A 14,997-nucleotide genomic window follows, 5' to 3' on the forward strand; every position below is an offset into this window, starting at 1 on the left:
TATTCTATGGGGCCGGCCGGCCGCGGTCACGCTTCGAGTAGAGATGAGATTCGGCAAAGCTGACCGATTCGAGCGCGTGACCCACGAAGATCAGCGCCGCTTGGCGGATTCCGGCCGCTTCGACGTGGTCGGCGATCGTCTCAAGTGTGCCGCGGAGTATCTGCTGGTCCGGCTGCTCGGCGTTCGCAACGACTATCGCGGGGCACCCTGCGCCGTACGGTCCAGCCAGCTCGGCCGCGAGGCGCCTGATATGCCGGATCGCCAGGTGCAGAGCCAAAGTAGCTCGCGATTGCGCCAGGTAGGCAAGCGATTCCGTCTCCGGCATCTTCGTTGAGTCGGCCTGCGCGCGGGTGAGGATGACGGTCTGCGCGACTTCCGGGACGGTGAGCTCGCGGCCGAGTAGCGCCGCCGCAGCGGCATACGCTGGTACGCCGGGAGTCACGTCCCACGGCACTCCCGCGGCATCCAGCCGCCGGGTTTGCTCGGCCAAGGCAGAGTAGAGCGATGGGTCGCCACTGCACAGTCGGGCAACGTCATGGCCGGCCGCGTGTCCCTGTACGGCGTGCGCGGTGATCTGGTCGAGGTTGAGGTGCTGAGTGTCGATCAGTGTCGCGCCAGGAGGGCAGTGCTCAAGTACGTCGTCGGTGACATAAGTGCCGGCATACAGGCATACCTGCGAAGCGCCGAGGAGCGCGGTGGCACGTAGCGTTAGTAGATCCGCGGCTCCGGGGCCGGCGCCGATGAAGTGGACTGTCATGAGTTTCGGGCCGGTCTCGTCGCGCTCCATTGGGTCACCGCGCGGGACGGGGCCCATCCGCTGAACGAGCCGATGGGTTGCAGGTATTCAACCGATACACGCACGAGTTCTCCACCGTACTTCGCCTGGGCCGCATGTAAAAGCGCCTCGGTCTGCACGGTGACGGCGTGTACGACGAGGCGCCCTCTTGCGCCGAGTGCCGACCAGCAGGCATCCAGTAGACCCTCGGCGGTCGCGCCGCCCCCGATGAAGATCGCCTGTGGCGTAGGCAAACCGACAAACGCGTCCGGCGCGTCGCCGGTGACGACATGGAGGTCCGGTACGCCGAGTCGGTCGGCGTTTCGGCGGATCGCGGCCGCACGGTCCGGGGACTTCTCGATCGCAATGGCCTGTGCACGCGCGTCGGCGCGCATCCATTCGATGGCAATCGATCCGGCGCCGGCACCGACGTCCCACAGTAGGTGGCCCGGCGACGGGGCGAGGTGTGCCAGTGCCGACGCACGGATTTCCCGCTTGGTGAGCTGCCCGTCATGCTCGTAAGCTGTGTCGGGTAGGCCCGCGATCGTTGGCAGCACGGCGATGTCGGGGTCGGCCTGGCACTCGCAGCACACGACGTTGAGCCGCGGAAACTCGGGTACGTCGCTGCCGGACCACTGCCGCGCCGTACCTGACAGCGCCGATTCGGTGGGTCCGCCGAGGTTGCCTAGCACCGTCAGGGTCGTCGGCCCGTAGCCGGCGTCGGTCAGCAGGCGCGCGATCTCACGCGGGGTGGCCTCGTCGCTGGACAGTACGACGAGGCGCCGGCCGGGTGCCAGTGCGCGCAATACCAGCGATGTGCGTCGACCGACGACCGTGATCACGTCGGAGGACTCCGCTGACCAGCCCAGCCGGGCTCGCGCCAGCGCGTCGGAGGAAACGGTGGGGATGATGCGGATATTGCCCGAACCGAAGACCGAGATCAGCGTCGTGCCGATTCCGGAGCGCAGCGGGTCGCCGGAGGCCAATACGACGCGACGCTTGTGCTTGTGCTGGTCGAGCGTCTCGCGCAGCGCCGGGAGCAATGGCCGCGGCCACGCGACCAGCTCCTGACCATCGGTGGCGGTGATTGCCGCCAACTGCCGCGGGCTGCCGAAGATGACCTGGCCGTCGTGGATGATTTCGCGGACGTGCTCGCTGAGGCCCTCGATGCCGTCGGCGCCGATGCCGACGACCTGGATGAGGCCACCACGTTGCGTGCGGCCGGGATCGAAGGTCGATCGGGGCGTATCTGGCGTTGGTTCACGATCCGGCGTACTCACATCGCCAGACTAGCCGTAACCGCGCGAACCGGGTTGTGGGATGATCAGGGAGTTGACTAACGAGGAATACAGTGCGGCGCGCACGCTGGCCCGATGCCGGCTTCATACGCGCTAATTCTGCAGCGGTCCCGCCACTGTGACCGTCCGTCTCGCCGATTAATCCAGTCGGGGAGGGGATGGAAGCCAGAGCGTCGCCAGTCAGCCGGGCGCCATCCGGTGCCAAATTTTCCGTTGCATGATGCGGGCGTGGATACCCGCAGGCTGGAGTAGTGCACACGTGCGAACGTTTCCGTTTTCGGCCGTCGTCGGGTCCGACGACATGGCTCTCGCGCTCATCCTCACCGCCGTCTCGCCCGAGGTTGGCGGCGTTTTGGTGCGGGGTGAGAAGGGTACGGCAAAATCGACCATGGTCCGCGCCCTCGCCTCGGTTCTGCCCGAACAGACCGTCGTCATGGGGTGCCGATTCGGTTGCGACCCCGATGACCCGGACCCCAGTTGCCCAGATGGCCCGCACGCCGGGGCCCGCGCGCACACCCGGTCTGCCCGGCTCGTGGAGCTACCGGTCGGTGCCACCGAGGATCGGGTGATCGGCTCGCTGGACCTGCAGCGTGCGCTCGGCGAAGGAGTCACGGCGTACGAGCCGGGACTGTTGGCGGCGGCACACCGCGGCCTGCTGTACGTCGACGAGGTCAACCTGTTGCACGACCATCTTGTGGACCTGTTGTTGGATGCGGCGGCCATGGGCCGTTCGACCGTCGAACGTGAAGGGGTCTCGGTGTCGCACGGTGCGAAGTTTGTGCTCGTCGGGACGATGAACCCTGAAGAAGGCGAGCTGCGGCCGCAACTGCTTGACCGGTTTGGCCTGACCGTAGAGATCAAGGCGCCGCGCGATCCGAAGCTGCGCACCGAGGTAGTACGGCGCCGGCTTGCCTTCGACGGCAACCCCAACTCGTTTGCCGCAAAATACGATGATCAGGAGGAGACGCTGCGTAAGCGCATCAGCGATGCGCAGCTGCGGTTGCCCACGGTCGAACTCGGCAACGAGGCGCTGGAAAAGATTGCCGAAGTGTGCGCGGCCTTCGACGTCGACGGGATGCGCGCGGACATCGTGACTGCACGTGCGGCGGTCGCGCACGCTGCGTGGAACGGCCGCACGAGCGTCGACAAGGCGGACATCCGGGCCGCGGCCAGGCTCGCTCTGCCACACCGCCGCCGCCGCAATCCCTTTGACGCTCCGGGTCTGGACGAGGATCTGCTTGACCAGATCCTTGAAGACCAGCCCGAACCTGAGCCGCCAAATGATCCGGACGACCGTGGTTCCGACGACAGCTCTCCCGACGACCAGAGCCTCGATGGTTCGCAGTCTCAGTCGCAGTCGCAACAGGATTCCGGCCAGCCAGACTCTGCTCCTCGCAACCAGTCGGCCCCGCAGCCGCGGGACCACGGACCGGCCGATACTCCGGCAGATGCGTCCGACGAGTCGCCGTCCGACGGACCCGCGCCAGGCCTGCACGTGGCCGGCGTACAGGAGCCTTACCGCACCAAGTTCTTCGCCGCGTCTGGAATTGGCGGCGGCGAAGCCGGTAGGCGGTCGCGGGCGATCACCTCGATCGGCCGGACGGTTGGCGCCGCACCGGGCGGCGAGACCAGCGGCGGTGTCCACCTTCCGGCGACGATCCGCGCCGCGGCGCCGCATCAGGTAGCGCGCGGGCGTACTGCGCGGTCGGGTTCGACGTCGCGCCGCGAGTACGACGGCCCCGAGGCGCTGCGCATCCAGGCCTCCGACGTACGCCGGTCCATCACAGAAGGTCGCGAGTCGAATCTGGTGTTGTTCTGCGTAGACGCATCCGGATCGATGGCCGCCCGCAAACGCATGGAGAGCGTGAAAACCGCCGTGCTGTCACTTCTACTTGATGCCTATCAGCGCCGCGACAAGGTCGGCCTGGTGACGTTCCGTGGTCGTGAGGCGGTGCTAGCACTACCGCCGACGTCGTCGGTGGATACCGCCGCGCGCCGGCTCGAAGAGTTGCCGACCGGTGGTCGCACACCACTGGCCGAGGGGCTGATGATGGCCGAACGCACGCTGCGCCTGGAGCGTTTGCGTGACCCGAAGCGACGCGCGCTGCTGATTGTGGTCACCGACGGGCGCGCTACCGCTGGCGCCGATGCGCTCGCCTACTCACGCCGAGCAGCGGAATACCTCGCTGCCACTGGTGTCGACGCGATCGTGGTGGACTGCGAGACCGGCCGGTTCCGGATGGGTCTAGCCGGCTCGCTGGCGCAGTCACTGGACGCGCAGTACGTCGCCCTCGACGAGGTGGGCGCGTCACAGCTCGTCTCGGTCGCCGGCGGAAAGTCCTTGCACTCCGAGGACACGGGCCAGACTCCGGGACGGGCCGCCTGATGCCAAAGGGAGAGATCGCCGTCACGCCGAACGATGGACTGAGCACCCGGCAGCGGCGCAACAGACCGCTGATCATGGTGCACACTGGCGATGGCAAGGGTAAGTCGACGGCTGCATTCGGGATGGCGCTGCGCGCCTGGAACCAGGGCTGGTCGGTTGGCGTATTTCAGTTCGTGAAGTCTGCCAAGTGGCGGATCGGTGAGCAGACCGCGCTGGAGACTCTCGCTGAGCTACACGCGAAAGACGGCGTCGGCGGGCCGATCGAGTGGCACAAGATGGGATCGGGCTGGTCCTGGTCTCGCCGGCAAGGCAGTGCCGAGGACCACGCCGCCGAGGCCGCCGAGGGCTGGCAGGAGATCAAGCGCCGGCTCGCGGCCGACACGCATCGTCTCTACGTGCTCGACGAGTTCACATATCCCATCAACTGGGGCTGGGTAGATATCGATGACGTCGTACAGACGCTTCGTGATCGCCCCGGCAACCAGCACGTGGTGATCACCGGGCGTCGGGCGGACCCCAAACTGCTCGAGGTCGCCAATCTCGTGACCGAGATGACGAAGGTGAAACACCCGATGGATGAGGGACAGAAGGGCCAGCGCGGCATCGAATGGTGAGCACATTGCCGCGGGTCGTGATCGCCGCGCCCGCATCCGGGCACGGCAAGACGACCGTCGCTACCGGACTGATGGCGGCGCTACGCCGCAACGGCCGCACCGTCGCGCCCTTCAAGATCGGGCCGGACTATATCGATCCCGGTTATCACGCGCTCGCAACCGGCGTACCCGGGCGCAACCTCGATCCGCACCTGACCAGCCCCGAGCAGCTCGTACCACTGCTGCTGCACGGGGCGGCGACGCCGCGACGGGCCGATATCGCCGTCATAGAAGGTGTTATGGGCCTCTACGATGGTTCGATCGGCGGGGACGGATTCGCATCCACGGCGCACGTTGCCGACCTTATCGGGGCCCCCGTCATACTCGTGGTCGACATTTCGGCTGCGTCCCGATCTGTCGCCGCGACCGTGCACGGGATGGCGACCTTCGACCCAAGAGTGCATATCGCCGGCGTCATCCTCAACAAGTCCGGTTCGGCCCGACACTCTGGTGAAGTCATTGAGGCGATGGCGCAGACCGGCATCCCAGTGCTCGGTGTGCTTAATCGCGACGACGGGATTTCCGCGCCATCCCGGCACCTCGGTCTCGTGCCGGCCGCCGAGCGTGACGAGGCCGCAGCCTCCATCGACCGACTTGCCGCACAGATCGCCGCGAACCTCGACGTCGACGAGATTGCCCGGATCGCTGCTAATGCAGCAGACCTCGCCGGGAAACCCTGGTCTCCCGCGTCAGTGGTATCGCCACCGTCGGACCTTCGTCCGATTGTCGCCGTGGCTGGCGGTCGTGCGTTTACCTTTCGGTACGCCGAAGCCGAAGAGTTGCTCGTGGCCGCGGGCTGCGAACCAGTGATCTTCGATCCGACGCGCGATACGTCGTTGCCGGAGGGGACCGCGGGGATCTACCTCGGCGGCGGATTTCCGGAGATTCATGCCGCGGCGCTGAGCGCCAACTTGCCACTGCGGCAGGCCATCGCCGCGGCGGTTGCGGCCGGTACTCCGACGGTGGCCGAGTGCGCGGGCCTGCTCTACCTGTGCCGCGAGGTCGACGGTTCGCCGATGAGCGGCGCGCTCGACGCGGCCGGGTCGATGACTCCGCGGCTTACCCTTTCCTATCGCACCGCCATTGCCGCTCAGGACACATTGGTCGCGCGCGCTGGCGAGCGAGTCTCCGGGCACGAGTTCCACCGCACACAGGTCGATCCGCCGATGGCCGACGGCCGTAGCGCGTGGCTGTTGGACGGCGCGCCGGCCGGATTCAGCACGGACCCGGCAGGTACCGGTACACCGACATTGCATGCGTCGTACTTACATACCCACTGGGCCGGACATCCGCGGATGGCGCAGCGATTCGCCGATGCGATGCACAGGTTTGCCGCGACGTCGCCGGCTACTACGTCGCAGGAGTCCGTGCCGTCGACGGCCGTGTCACCGGCGCCCGCGGTCGTCGAACCGGATGCGGTTGACCTGCACCACCACGGCGATCAGGAAATCGGAGAGGGGCTGGTCGACTTTGCGGTCAACGTGCGATTGGATGCGCCGCCGGACTGGCTCGCGCAGGTAGTCAACAGCGCTACGGCGTCACTGGCGGCCTACCCGCGCGCGAGCGCGGCGAGCGAAGCGCTCGCCCAACGACACTGCCGGCATCTGTCCGAGGTGCTGCCTACTTCTGGTGGGGCAGAGGCATTCACGCTTCTGGCGCGCGCCCTGCCACGGCACCAGGCGGTCGTCGTACACCCGCAGTTCACCGAGCCTGAGACAGCGCTACGGGCGGCCGGCCACGAAGTGACCCGTGTCCTGCTTTCCGCTAACGACGGGTTCGCCCTTCGACCGGGCCTCATCCCCGATGATGCGTCTTCGGTCTTCATCGGCAATCCAACCAATCCGACCGGCACCTTGCACCGCGCGGACCTACTGCGCGCGATAGCCCGGCCGGGCCGGACCGTGGTCGTCGACGAGGCATTCATGGATGCCGTACCAGGTGAGCAGCAATCGCTAGTGCAGCGGTCGATGCCCGGCCTGGTCGTGATCCGGTCACTGACGAAGACCTGGGGGATCGCGGGACTGCGCGCCGGTTACGCCGTCGGCGATGCCGCGGTCATCTCCTTGATGGCGGCGCAGCAGCCGACCTGGTCGGTCTCTACTCCCGCCCTCGAGGCCATCGTGGCGTGCAGCGAACCGCGCGCAGTGGACGCCGCTGAGTCGGCGGCCGCCCTGAACGTCCGCAACAGGCAGATCCTCGTCGACGGACTCACCGAGCTCGGCATTGCCGTCGCCGGCAACCCGCAAACGCCTTTCGTGCTCGCCGACGCCTCAGCTGTGAAGCCAGTCCGCGCCGCGGAGGGTTGGCTGCGCCGCGAGCTGCGCGATGCGGGTTTTGCGGTACGTCGGTGCGATACCTTCCCCGGGCTGCACGCAGACTGGGTGCGAATCGCCGTCCGGGCCCCGGCGCTCAGCCGCCGACTACTTCACGCCGTCGCGGCGCAGACTGGCCGCGCCCACTACCTGCAGGGAGCCAGCTAGATGCAGCCGTTCAGAGTCGCGCTGCCCGTCGCTGACAAACGAGTCGTGGTCGTCGGCGGGGGTCCTGTGGCGATGCCTTATGTAGCAGGACTTCGCGATGCCGGTGCCCGGATTGACGTGATCGGCGCCGAAGTGACTGACACACTCGAGGATTTGGCGCAGCGCGGTCACATTCGCCTGCTCCGGCGGCAGTTCGAGGCCGCCGACCTCGCGGATGCCTGGCTGGTTGTCGCGGCCACCAACGATGCAGGAACCGATGCGCAGGTGCGGCGGCTCGCCGACGAAGAACGAATCTGGTGCCTGGAAGCGAAGTCGACGTCCGCCGAATCGGTGGGCGAAGGAGGACGCGGTCGCGTCGTACTGGTCGGTGGTGGGCCCGGCGACCCCGGGCTGCTCACGGTCGCGGGCATGGAGGCCCTACGGCGGGCAGACGTTGTGGTCGTTGACCGGCTTGCGCCGGTCGCCGCTCTGGCAGAGGCGCCGCCGCAGGCGGAGATCATTGACGTCGCGAAGATTCCTCGCGGCCAGTACACGCCGCAAGATGTCATCAACAAGACGCTGATATCCCAAGCGCAGCAGGGCAAGTACGTCGTACGCCTCAAGGGTGGCGACAACTTCGTTTTCGGTCGCGGCGGCGAAGAATGGCAGGCGTGCGCAGAGGCAGGGGTCGCCGTCGACGTGATACCCGGAGTGACATCCTCGATCGCCGTACCCGCAATGGCCGGCGTCCCGGTCACGCACCGCTCATTGACCCAAGGATTCAGTGTCGTATCCGGACACGTGCCCCCCGACCATCCGTCGTGCATGCTCGACTGGTCATCCCTTGCGCAGACAAACACGACCCTCGTCATATTGATGGGACTGGCTAATCTTGCAGCCATTGCGGACAAGTTGGTGAGTTCCGGGCTCCCTGCCACCACCCCGGCGGCCACGATCGCGGACGGCGGGCTGCCTACCCAGCTGGTGGTACGTGCCGAGCTGTCCAGCCTCGCGACGGCGGTGGACGCCGCCGGACTTCGGGCGCCAGTCGTCACCGTGATTGGCGCCGTCGCCGGGTTCGACCCCGAAGTACGCCGGTGAGCGACTTCGTGTTCGTCCGCCACGGGCAGTCGACGTGGAATGTCGAGGGACGAGTGCAAGGTCAGCAGCACGAACCGCCTCTGACGGAGCTCGGCCGACGTCAGTCCCGGGCCGCGGCAGAGAAAGTGCGCGACCTCGGGGCGGCGCTGCTGGTGTCGTCCGACCAGGTGCGAGCCGCGCAGACTGCCGAGATTATTGCGACCGCGGTCCGGCTCCCGGTGCACTATGACGCGCAGTTGCGCGAGCACGACCACGGTAACCTAACCGGCTTGACCAGCGAGGAAGCCATGCGCAGGTGGGGAAGTGATCCGGACACGCCGTACGATCCCGATGCCGTCCAAGGCGTAAGTGGTGAGTCGGCGCGGCAGGTCGGTGGACGCATGATGGCGGTGCTCGCTAGCACGCAGGACTCGTTCCCGCCCGGCCCGGTGATCGTCGTCGGGCACGGGAGCGCGATCCAGCTAGCTATTGCACTACTGCTCGAGGAAGACCTAGCGCACATGCAATGGCGGCAGTTGGAGAACGGTGCTGTGGCGCGCGTGCGGGATGGACACTATGAACTGCTGTAATTACTGCACGACCTCAAAGGAAGTCAGCTGATGTCAGAACAACTGCGCGGACCGGTAGCGCCACCATCGCAGGAGGCCGCCGCCGCGGCGGCGCGGGAACGTCTCGACGGCCTTGCCAAGCCGCTGGGAGCTCTAGGACAGATCGAAGACCTCGCCGCCTGGTTATGCGCCGTACAAGGTGAATGTCCGCCACGACCGGTTGACCGGGTGCGCGCGGTGATCTTTGCCGGTGACCATGGCGTCACCAAGTCTGGTGTCTCGGCCTACCCCGCAGAAGTCACAGCGGCCATGGTTCGCGCCTTCCTCGCCCAGGTCGCGGGCGTCAGTGTCCTGGCCCGTCAGCACGACGTCGCGGTCCGGGTGCTGGACATTGCTGTGGACGACGAGCTCGTCGGCGTACCTGCGGAAGTAACGCGCTATAAGGTGCGCCGTTCGTCGGGGGCCATTCATATCGAGGACGCGTTGAGCGTCGACGAGGTCACGATGGCGCTCGATTACGGAGCGCAGATCGCTGCCGAGGAGCTAGCCGCCGGTGCGGACCTGTTGATCGGCGGAGACATGGGCATCGGCAACACCACTCCCGCAGCCTGCCTCATCGCCGCTTCGCTGGGGCTGAGCGCGGCGGAAGTCACTGGCAGGGGGACCGGGATCGACGATGCTGGGCTGATGCATAAGCGCCACATCATCGAACAAGCGCTGTCCCGCGTTGGCGACCGCGCGAGCGATCCGGTCGAGCGACTGCAGGCATTGGGAAGTGCCGACATGGCCGCTGCAGTGGGCTTCTTGATCGCAGCGGCGCGCGCCGGCGTACCTGTGCTGCTGGACGGGGTGATTTCGGTAGCGGAGGCGATCATTGCCGACGCCATCGCTCCAGGCGCAGCCATGTGGTTCGCCGCGGGACATCGTTCGCCAGAGCCCGCGCAGGCCCTGGCTTTGGAGAAGTTCGGACTGACACCCATTCTCGACCTGGGACTGCGGCTCGGCGAAGGGAGCGGAGCTGTCGCGGCGGTTCCGATTGTCCGTTCGGCCGCACTCGTGCTCCGCGACATGGCTCTGTTATCTGACCTGGTCCCGTCTGACTAACAATGGCCGGCTACTTTCTTGACGGCATACGGATGTCGGTCGGCACGCTAAGCGCCATCCCGGTCGCCGCTCCACGCGACATCAACCGTCGTACCGCTCGGGTGGCGATGACCGTTGCGCCACTCGCCGTCATACCGCTCGCTGCCGTAGCGGGGCTTCTTGGTTATGTCGCGATGTTGGTCGGCCTGCCACCGCTGGTCGCCGCCGTACTCGTTATCGGTGCGGTGGCGTGGGGTAGCCGGGGAATGCACCTTGACGGACTCGCCGATTCCGCGGACGGGCTGAGCGCGTCCTGGGACCGAACCCGCGCGCTGGAGGTCATGCGTCGCGGAGACTCGGGGCCGATGGGCGTGGCCACGCTGGTGATTATGCTTGCACTCCAGATCGCATGTATGGCTGTAGTTCTGAGCCATCCGTGGGGCGGTCTGGTGGCCGGCGTGCTGATCTGCGTCTCGCGTGGAGCACTTCTGATCGCTTGCGCCTCCGGCGTACCTGCCGCGCGGGGCGACGGACTCGGCGCGACGGTGGCCGGAGTGGTGCCTCGACCGATAGCGGTCGGTGTCTGGATCCTGGGCGCTGTCGTCGTGTCCGCCGTCTTTCTGCTGGCTGGCCGGCGCTGGTGGCAGGGCGGCCTGGCCGCGTTGGTGGGCGTGATTGCCTGCTGTGTCTGGGTCTTTCACTGCGTACGACGATTCGGGGGCATCACCGGCGACGTACTCGGTGCGTCCATCGAGATCACCCTCGCCGTGATGGTGGTCGTGGCGGCTGCCGGATGAGACTCCGCCCGATGCGCCTAGGGCAACGTCAGCGCGCGCCCGGCGATGACCAGCACCACGTCGTCACAGGCCTCCGCAATCCGCTGGTTGGTGAGACCGAGCAGGTCGCGAAATACCCTGCCGGAACGGTGTTCTGGGACGACCCCGAGGCCGACTTCGTTAGTGACGGCTACCAGACGAGCGGGGCTGGCGTGCCACGCAATCGCCAGATTGTCGAGTTCAGTATCGAACCGATGCTGCCAGTCGGCGAGCGGCTCGTCCCACGTCCCGAGGTCGTCGACCAGTCTCGTGAGCCAGGTACCCAGGCAGTCCACGATGATCGCCCCTGGAGTGTCTCTGATGGCGCCTGCGACGTCGGGAGTTTCCACCGTCTCCCAGTGCGTGGGGCGCTGCGCGAGGTGCCGCTCGATGCGCGCCGCCCACTCCGGGTCGACCCGTGGGTCTGGGACTGGTCCCGGCGCGACATAGCGAACAACCGGTTCGTCGGCGAGGAGCTTTTCGGCGTACCGGGACTTCCCGGACCGTACGCCGCCGGTGACGAGGGTGCTCGGCGGTCGCAGACCTGCCGGCCGGCGCGGGCCGATCGTCGGCATCGACACGTCGTACTCCATCGGGTTGGGGGTGTCCGATGAGCGTATCTCGTGGTTCGATAGCCGCCGGCCTTGCCTTGGGATGGTGCGCTGATCGCCTCTTCGCGGACCCACGCCGCGGTCATCCGGTCGCCGGATTTGGCTCGGTGGCCGGCGCGTTGGAGCGCCTGGCATACGCCGACCGGGCCTCCCGGGGTGCGGCTTATGCCGGGACGCTGATCGCGGGCACGATCGCGTTAGGCGCAGGCATGCAGCGGATGACCCGCGGAAGCCGGATCGCTCGCATCGCGGCCACTGGACTGAGCACGTGGGCCGTCGTCGGCGGCCGCTCGCTCGGACGAGAGGCGACGCAGATCGCGGCGTACCTGGAGCGCGGTGACCTGGAAGGGGCGCGTCGCCAAGTCCGCAACCTCGTCGGGCGCGACCCGAGTGGACTCGACGCCGCTCAGATTGCCAGAGCGGCCTTGGAGTCCGTCGCCGAAAACACCTCAGACGCCGTTGTCGCGCCGCTCTTGTGGGGCGGGATCGCTGGCATACCAGGATTGCTTGGCTATCGGGCGATCAACACTCTCGACGCGATGGTGGGCCACAAGTCGGATCGTTATCGCAAGTTTGGCTGGGCGGCGGCACGTATCGACGACATTGCCAACTTTCTGCCGGCGCGCGCGGCGGCGGCGTACACCGCGTTGGCGGGGCCGGCGTTTGGCGCCAGCGTAAGACAGGTTTTGACCGTCGTACGCCGCGACGCGAGACGGCATCCCAGCCCTAATGCGGGGCCGGTCGAGGCCGCGTTTGCCGGGGCTCTGGGCGTCACGCTCGGCGGCGTCAACGAGTACGCCGGACAGCGTGAGGACCGGGGCACGCTTGGCGATGGCCCGGCTCCGACGCCGGAAGACATCGTGCGAGCGGTCAAACTCAGCGAGATCGTGTCTGTCGCGGCGCTGGTCACCGCCGTCGTCATCGGCGTACGGCGATAGCTCTGCGCACCCACGCGGCGGCGTCGACCGTGGAGGCGACCTGAGGGACCGATTCGTCGTACTCCGGGCGGCGTACGACAATCACGTGCACGCCGAGTTCGCCTGCGGCGTCTAGCTTTGCGGCCGTGAGCGCACCGCCGGAATCCTTTGTGACAAGCGTATCGATACGGTGCTCGCGGAGGAGCAGACGTTCGCCGTCGAGGTTGTAGGGGCCACGCGAGGTGAGGACTTGCCACGTGTCAGGGAGTGCTGACTGCGGCGGATCGACCACGCGGAGCAAGACGAACTCAGCATTCAGCTCACGGAAATCGTCGATACTCTGCCGACCAGTGGTCAGGAACACCCGCCGCGATTCCCCGAGCGCCGCCCGTGCCGCCTCATCGTGGTTGTTGACCCACGTCCACGAGCCCGCAGCTGCGCGAGACCCCCATCCGGGCCGGGCCAGCCGCAGTATCGGCACCTGACCGCGGTCGCATGCGGCGACCGCGGACGTTGAGATGCGCGCTGCGAATGGATGTGTCGCGTCGACGACGAGGCAGATATCGCTGGTGCGTAGGTAATCCAGCAGACCTTCGGGACCACCGAAGCCGCCAATTCGCACGGCGCCGTCCGGCAGCGCAGGGTTCTTGACGCGTCCGGCTAGTGAGCTGATGACGTCGTACCCGTCGCGCACCAGTACCCCGGCCAGCGCGCGCGCTTCCGACGTACCTCCAAGGATCAACACGCGGCCCAGCGTGTGTGAGGTGGTCTGAGATGATGGCATGACGATCAAAGAGCCTTTGGTGTAGTCGCGGAAGGCGAGTCTTTCACAACAGAAGGAAGAATAATGGCGGGAATCAAATTGACCGATGCCGGTGACGGTATCCGCGTCTTAAGCATCGACAATCCGAAGAAAAAGAACGCGCTGAACAACGCGTTGTGTGCGGAGATGGCGCTCAAGGTCGACGAGCTGCAGCGCGACAAGAGTGCGCAGGTATTGGTCGTCACCGGCGAGGGTGGCGCGTTTTGTGCCGGTGCTGATCTGCCAGATGTCTTCGGCACGATGGGCGATGACGTCAATGACATCCGCGACCATCTCGGAGACGTCGTCTATCACAGCTTCCTTGCCTTGCGCGCGTTGAAGATTCCGGTGATCTCGGCGGTCAGCGGCCCGGCCATCGGCGCCGGGCTCAATCTCGCGCTTGTCGCCGACATCGTGATCGCGCACCCGGAGGCGGACTTCGCTGCCACCTTCTCGCGCATTGGATTGCACCAGGGCGGCGGATGTACGCCGATGCTGGTCGAAACCCTTGGCAAACAGCGCGCTTTGAAGCTGTTGCTTGAGGGCGGCCGCCTGACCGGTCAGCAGGCTTACGAATGGGGCATGGTCGCGGAGCTCAGCGACGACCCGCTCGCGGCCGCGATGAAACTTGCCAAGACGACGGTCGGCATCGACCCGCGACTGGTGCGCAACATCAAGACCGCCGTACAGCTGGCCGACACCAGCGGATTCGACGCCGCGCTGCAGTTCGAGACCTGGGCGCAGGCCTACACCGCGACTCAGCCCGGGATCCAGACGATGATCGAGAAGCTGCGCAGGTAGCTACTTGCCGCGAAAGAGCGGCGCGCGCTTCTCGCTGCGCGCCGCTCTGGCCTCGGCGACGTCTTCGCTGAAGAAGCAGGCCTTGAACTGGGCGTAGAGCTCCGTTTCGCGATCCTGCTCGTCATCCATGTCATTGAGGACGCGTTTGGAGTAGGCCACTGACAATGGCGCGAGCTTGGCGACCTGGGCGGCCCACTCAAGCGCGTCCTCAAGGCTGCCGATGCGTTGCACCAGACCGTACGACGCGGCCTCCGTGACCGACAGGCTTCCGGCTGCGATCAGCAGCAGACGAGCCGGGCCACCGCCGATCAACGACGCAAGGCTGCGTACCGTCCAGGGGTCGACGGCCAGGCCGTTCTTTGCGGTGGGTACGCCGAAGACCGCGCTTTCCGACGCGATGCACAGGTCGCATGCGATCGCGAGCTGCGTGCCAGCACCGATCGCCGGACCGTTTATGGCGGCGATCACCGGTATCGGGGCGTTGCGGATTGTCTCGAGCATTCCGTAGAGCGCCTGCAAGAACTCGTCGTCGTACGCCGCATCCAAGTCGGCTCCCGAACAGAAGCTGGTGCCCTGTCCGGTGATAACGATGACGCGAGCACCGTCGTCGATCTGCGATGTCACCGCTTCGCGCAGCGCGTCGCACAACGCGACGTTAAGGGCGTTACGCCGCTCGGGTCGGGCAAGTTCGATGACACCAACCGCGTCGTTTAACTGCTGGTTAAGCACAAAAGCCTCCTGCATTCGG

Annotated in this window: 14 protein-coding genes; 9 read left to right on the plus strand and 5 right to left on the minus strand. The window is 66.7% G+C overall.

Features of this window, described 5'->3' with window-relative positions; all coding sequences use genetic code 11:
• Positions 1-4: 4 nt before the first annotated feature.
• Positions 5-787, minus strand: coding sequence for a cobalt-precorrin-4/precorrin-4 C(11)-methyltransferase (locus CLV47_RS11175; RefSeq protein ID WP_238145363.1), 783 nt, complete (start codon positions 785-787; stop codon positions 5-7).
• Positions 754-2,055 (minus strand): precorrin-6y C5,15-methyltransferase (decarboxylating) subunit CbiE, encoded by a 1,302-nt coding sequence (gene cbiE / locus CLV47_RS11180; protein ID WP_238145365.1) that lies wholly within the window; start codon positions 2,053-2,055, stop codon positions 754-756. The genes CLV47_RS11175 and cbiE overlap by 34 nt, the downstream gene beginning before the upstream one ends.
• A 277-nt stretch (positions 2,056-2,332) precedes the next feature.
• Here cbiE and CLV47_RS11185 point away from each other — a divergent pair, with 277 nt between their 5' ends.
• The 7 genes from CLV47_RS11185 to CLV47_RS11215 are packed head-to-tail and all read left to right on the plus strand — an operon-like array spanning position 2,333 to position 11,100.
• Positions 2,333-4,459, plus strand: coding sequence for a putative cobaltochelatase (locus CLV47_RS11185; RefSeq protein ID WP_170111039.1), 2,127 nt, complete (start codon positions 2,333-2,335; stop codon positions 4,457-4,459).
• Entirely contained in the window at positions 4,459-5,073 is a 615-nt protein-coding gene (gene cobO, locus CLV47_RS11190) for a cob(I)yrinic acid a,c-diamide adenosyltransferase (protein ID WP_106349123.1), read from the plus strand. The genes CLV47_RS11185 and cobO overlap by 1 nt, the downstream gene beginning before the upstream one ends.
• The gene (locus tag CLV47_RS11195; RefSeq protein ID WP_106349124.1) at positions 5,067-7,592 is read left to right on the plus strand and encodes a bifunctional hydrogenobyrinic acid a,c-diamide synthase/histidinol phosphate aminotransferase CobBC; all 2,526 of its coding nucleotides are present in this window, start codon (positions 5,067-5,069) and stop codon (positions 7,590-7,592) included. The genes cobO and CLV47_RS11195 overlap by 7 nt, the downstream gene beginning before the upstream one ends.
• Positions 7,593-8,672: a uroporphyrinogen-III C-methyltransferase gene (gene cobA, locus CLV47_RS11200; RefSeq protein WP_106349125.1), complete on the plus strand. Its 1,080-nt coding sequence runs from the start codon at positions 7,593-7,595 to the stop codon at positions 8,670-8,672.
• Positions 8,669-9,241: a histidine phosphatase family protein gene (locus CLV47_RS11205; RefSeq protein WP_106349126.1), complete on the plus strand. Its 573-nt coding sequence runs from the start codon at positions 8,669-8,671 to the stop codon at positions 9,239-9,241. Before cobA ends, CLV47_RS11205 begins: the two co-directional genes overlap by 4 nt.
• A 30-nt stretch (positions 9,242-9,271) precedes the next feature.
• Positions 9,272-10,324: a nicotinate-nucleotide--dimethylbenzimidazole phosphoribosyltransferase gene (gene cobT, locus CLV47_RS11210; protein ID WP_106349127.1), complete on the plus strand. Its 1,053-nt coding sequence runs from the start codon at positions 9,272-9,274 to the stop codon at positions 10,322-10,324.
• 2 nt (positions 10,325-10,326) lie between these two features.
• Entirely contained in the window at positions 10,327-11,100 is a 774-nt protein-coding gene (locus tag CLV47_RS11215; RefSeq protein ID WP_106349128.1) for an adenosylcobinamide-GDP ribazoletransferase, read from the plus strand.
• Positions 11,101-11,117: 17 nt separating this feature from the next.
• On the opposite strand, the gene CLV47_RS11220 is transcribed toward CLV47_RS11215, so the two are convergent.
• Complete coding sequence (locus tag CLV47_RS11220; protein ID WP_106349212.1) at positions 11,118-11,693, minus strand: bifunctional adenosylcobinamide kinase/adenosylcobinamide-phosphate guanylyltransferase; 576 nt, start codon at positions 11,691-11,693, stop codon at positions 11,118-11,120.
• Positions 11,694-11,728: 35 nt separating this feature from the next.
• Here CLV47_RS11220 and CLV47_RS11225 point away from each other — a divergent pair, with 35 nt between their 5' ends.
• Positions 11,729-12,667 carry a cobalamin biosynthesis protein gene (locus tag CLV47_RS11225; RefSeq protein WP_106349129.1) on the plus strand — a complete coding sequence of 313 codons (939 nt, stop codon included), beginning with the start codon at positions 11,729-11,731 and terminating at the stop codon, positions 12,665-12,667.
• Here the strand turns inward: CLV47_RS11225 and CLV47_RS11230 are convergent.
• Positions 12,648-13,430: a cobalt-precorrin-6A reductase gene (locus CLV47_RS11230; RefSeq protein ID WP_106349130.1), complete on the minus strand. Its 783-nt coding sequence runs from the start codon at positions 13,428-13,430 to the stop codon at positions 12,648-12,650. The genes CLV47_RS11225 and CLV47_RS11230 overlap by 20 nt on opposite strands.
• 63 nt (positions 13,431-13,493) lie before the next feature.
• Here CLV47_RS11230 and CLV47_RS11235 point away from each other — a divergent pair, with 63 nt between their 5' ends.
• Complete coding sequence (locus tag CLV47_RS11235) at positions 13,494-14,249, plus strand: enoyl-CoA hydratase-related protein (protein WP_106349131.1); 756 nt, start codon at positions 13,494-13,496, stop codon at positions 14,247-14,249.
• On the opposite strand, the gene CLV47_RS11240 is transcribed toward CLV47_RS11235, so the two are convergent.
• Positions 14,250-14,978, minus strand: a complete 729-nt coding sequence (locus CLV47_RS11240) for an enoyl-CoA hydratase (protein ID WP_238145367.1) — start codon at positions 14,976-14,978, stop codon at positions 14,250-14,252.
• Between the last annotated feature and the right edge of the window lie 19 nt (positions 14,979-14,997).

The sequence above is a fragment of the Antricoccus suffuscus genome, assembly GCF_003003235.1.
GTDB lineage: Bacteria > Actinomycetota > Actinomycetes > Mycobacteriales > Antricoccaceae > Antricoccus > Antricoccus suffuscus.

Excerpts from the sequence above, each read along its gene's own strand:
- CLV47_RS11175 (WP_238145363.1), bottom strand. The coding sequence starts at position 787 with ATGGAGCGCGACGAGACCGGCCCGAAACTCATGACAGTCCACTTCATC.
- cobO (WP_106349123.1), top strand. The coding sequence starts at position 4,459 with ATGCCAAAGGGAGAGATCGCCGTCACGCCGAACGATGGACTGAGCACC.
- CLV47_RS11195 (WP_106349124.1), top strand. The coding sequence starts at position 5,067 with ATGGTGAGCACATTGCCGCGGGTCGTGATCGCCGCGCCCGCATCCGGG.
- cobA (WP_106349125.1), top strand. The coding sequence starts at position 7,593 with ATGCAGCCGTTCAGAGTCGCGCTGCCCGTCGCTGACAAACGAGTCGTG.
- cobT (WP_106349127.1), top strand. The coding sequence starts at position 9,272 with ATGTCAGAACAACTGCGCGGACCGGTAGCGCCACCATCGCAGGAGGCC.
- CLV47_RS11215 (WP_106349128.1), top strand. The coding sequence starts at position 10,327 with ATGGCCGGCTACTTTCTTGACGGCATACGGATGTCGGTCGGCACGCTA.
- CLV47_RS11220 (WP_106349212.1), bottom strand. The coding sequence starts at position 11,693 with ATGCCGACGATCGGCCCGCGCCGGCCGGCAGGTCTGCGACCGCCGAGC.
- CLV47_RS11225 (WP_106349129.1), top strand. The coding sequence starts at position 11,729 with ATGAGCGTATCTCGTGGTTCGATAGCCGCCGGCCTTGCCTTGGGATGG.
- CLV47_RS11230 (WP_106349130.1), bottom strand. The coding sequence starts at position 13,430 with ATGCCATCATCTCAGACCACCTCACACACGCTGGGCCGCGTGTTGATC.
- CLV47_RS11235 (WP_106349131.1), top strand. The coding sequence starts at position 13,494 with ATGGCGGGAATCAAATTGACCGATGCCGGTGACGGTATCCGCGTCTTA.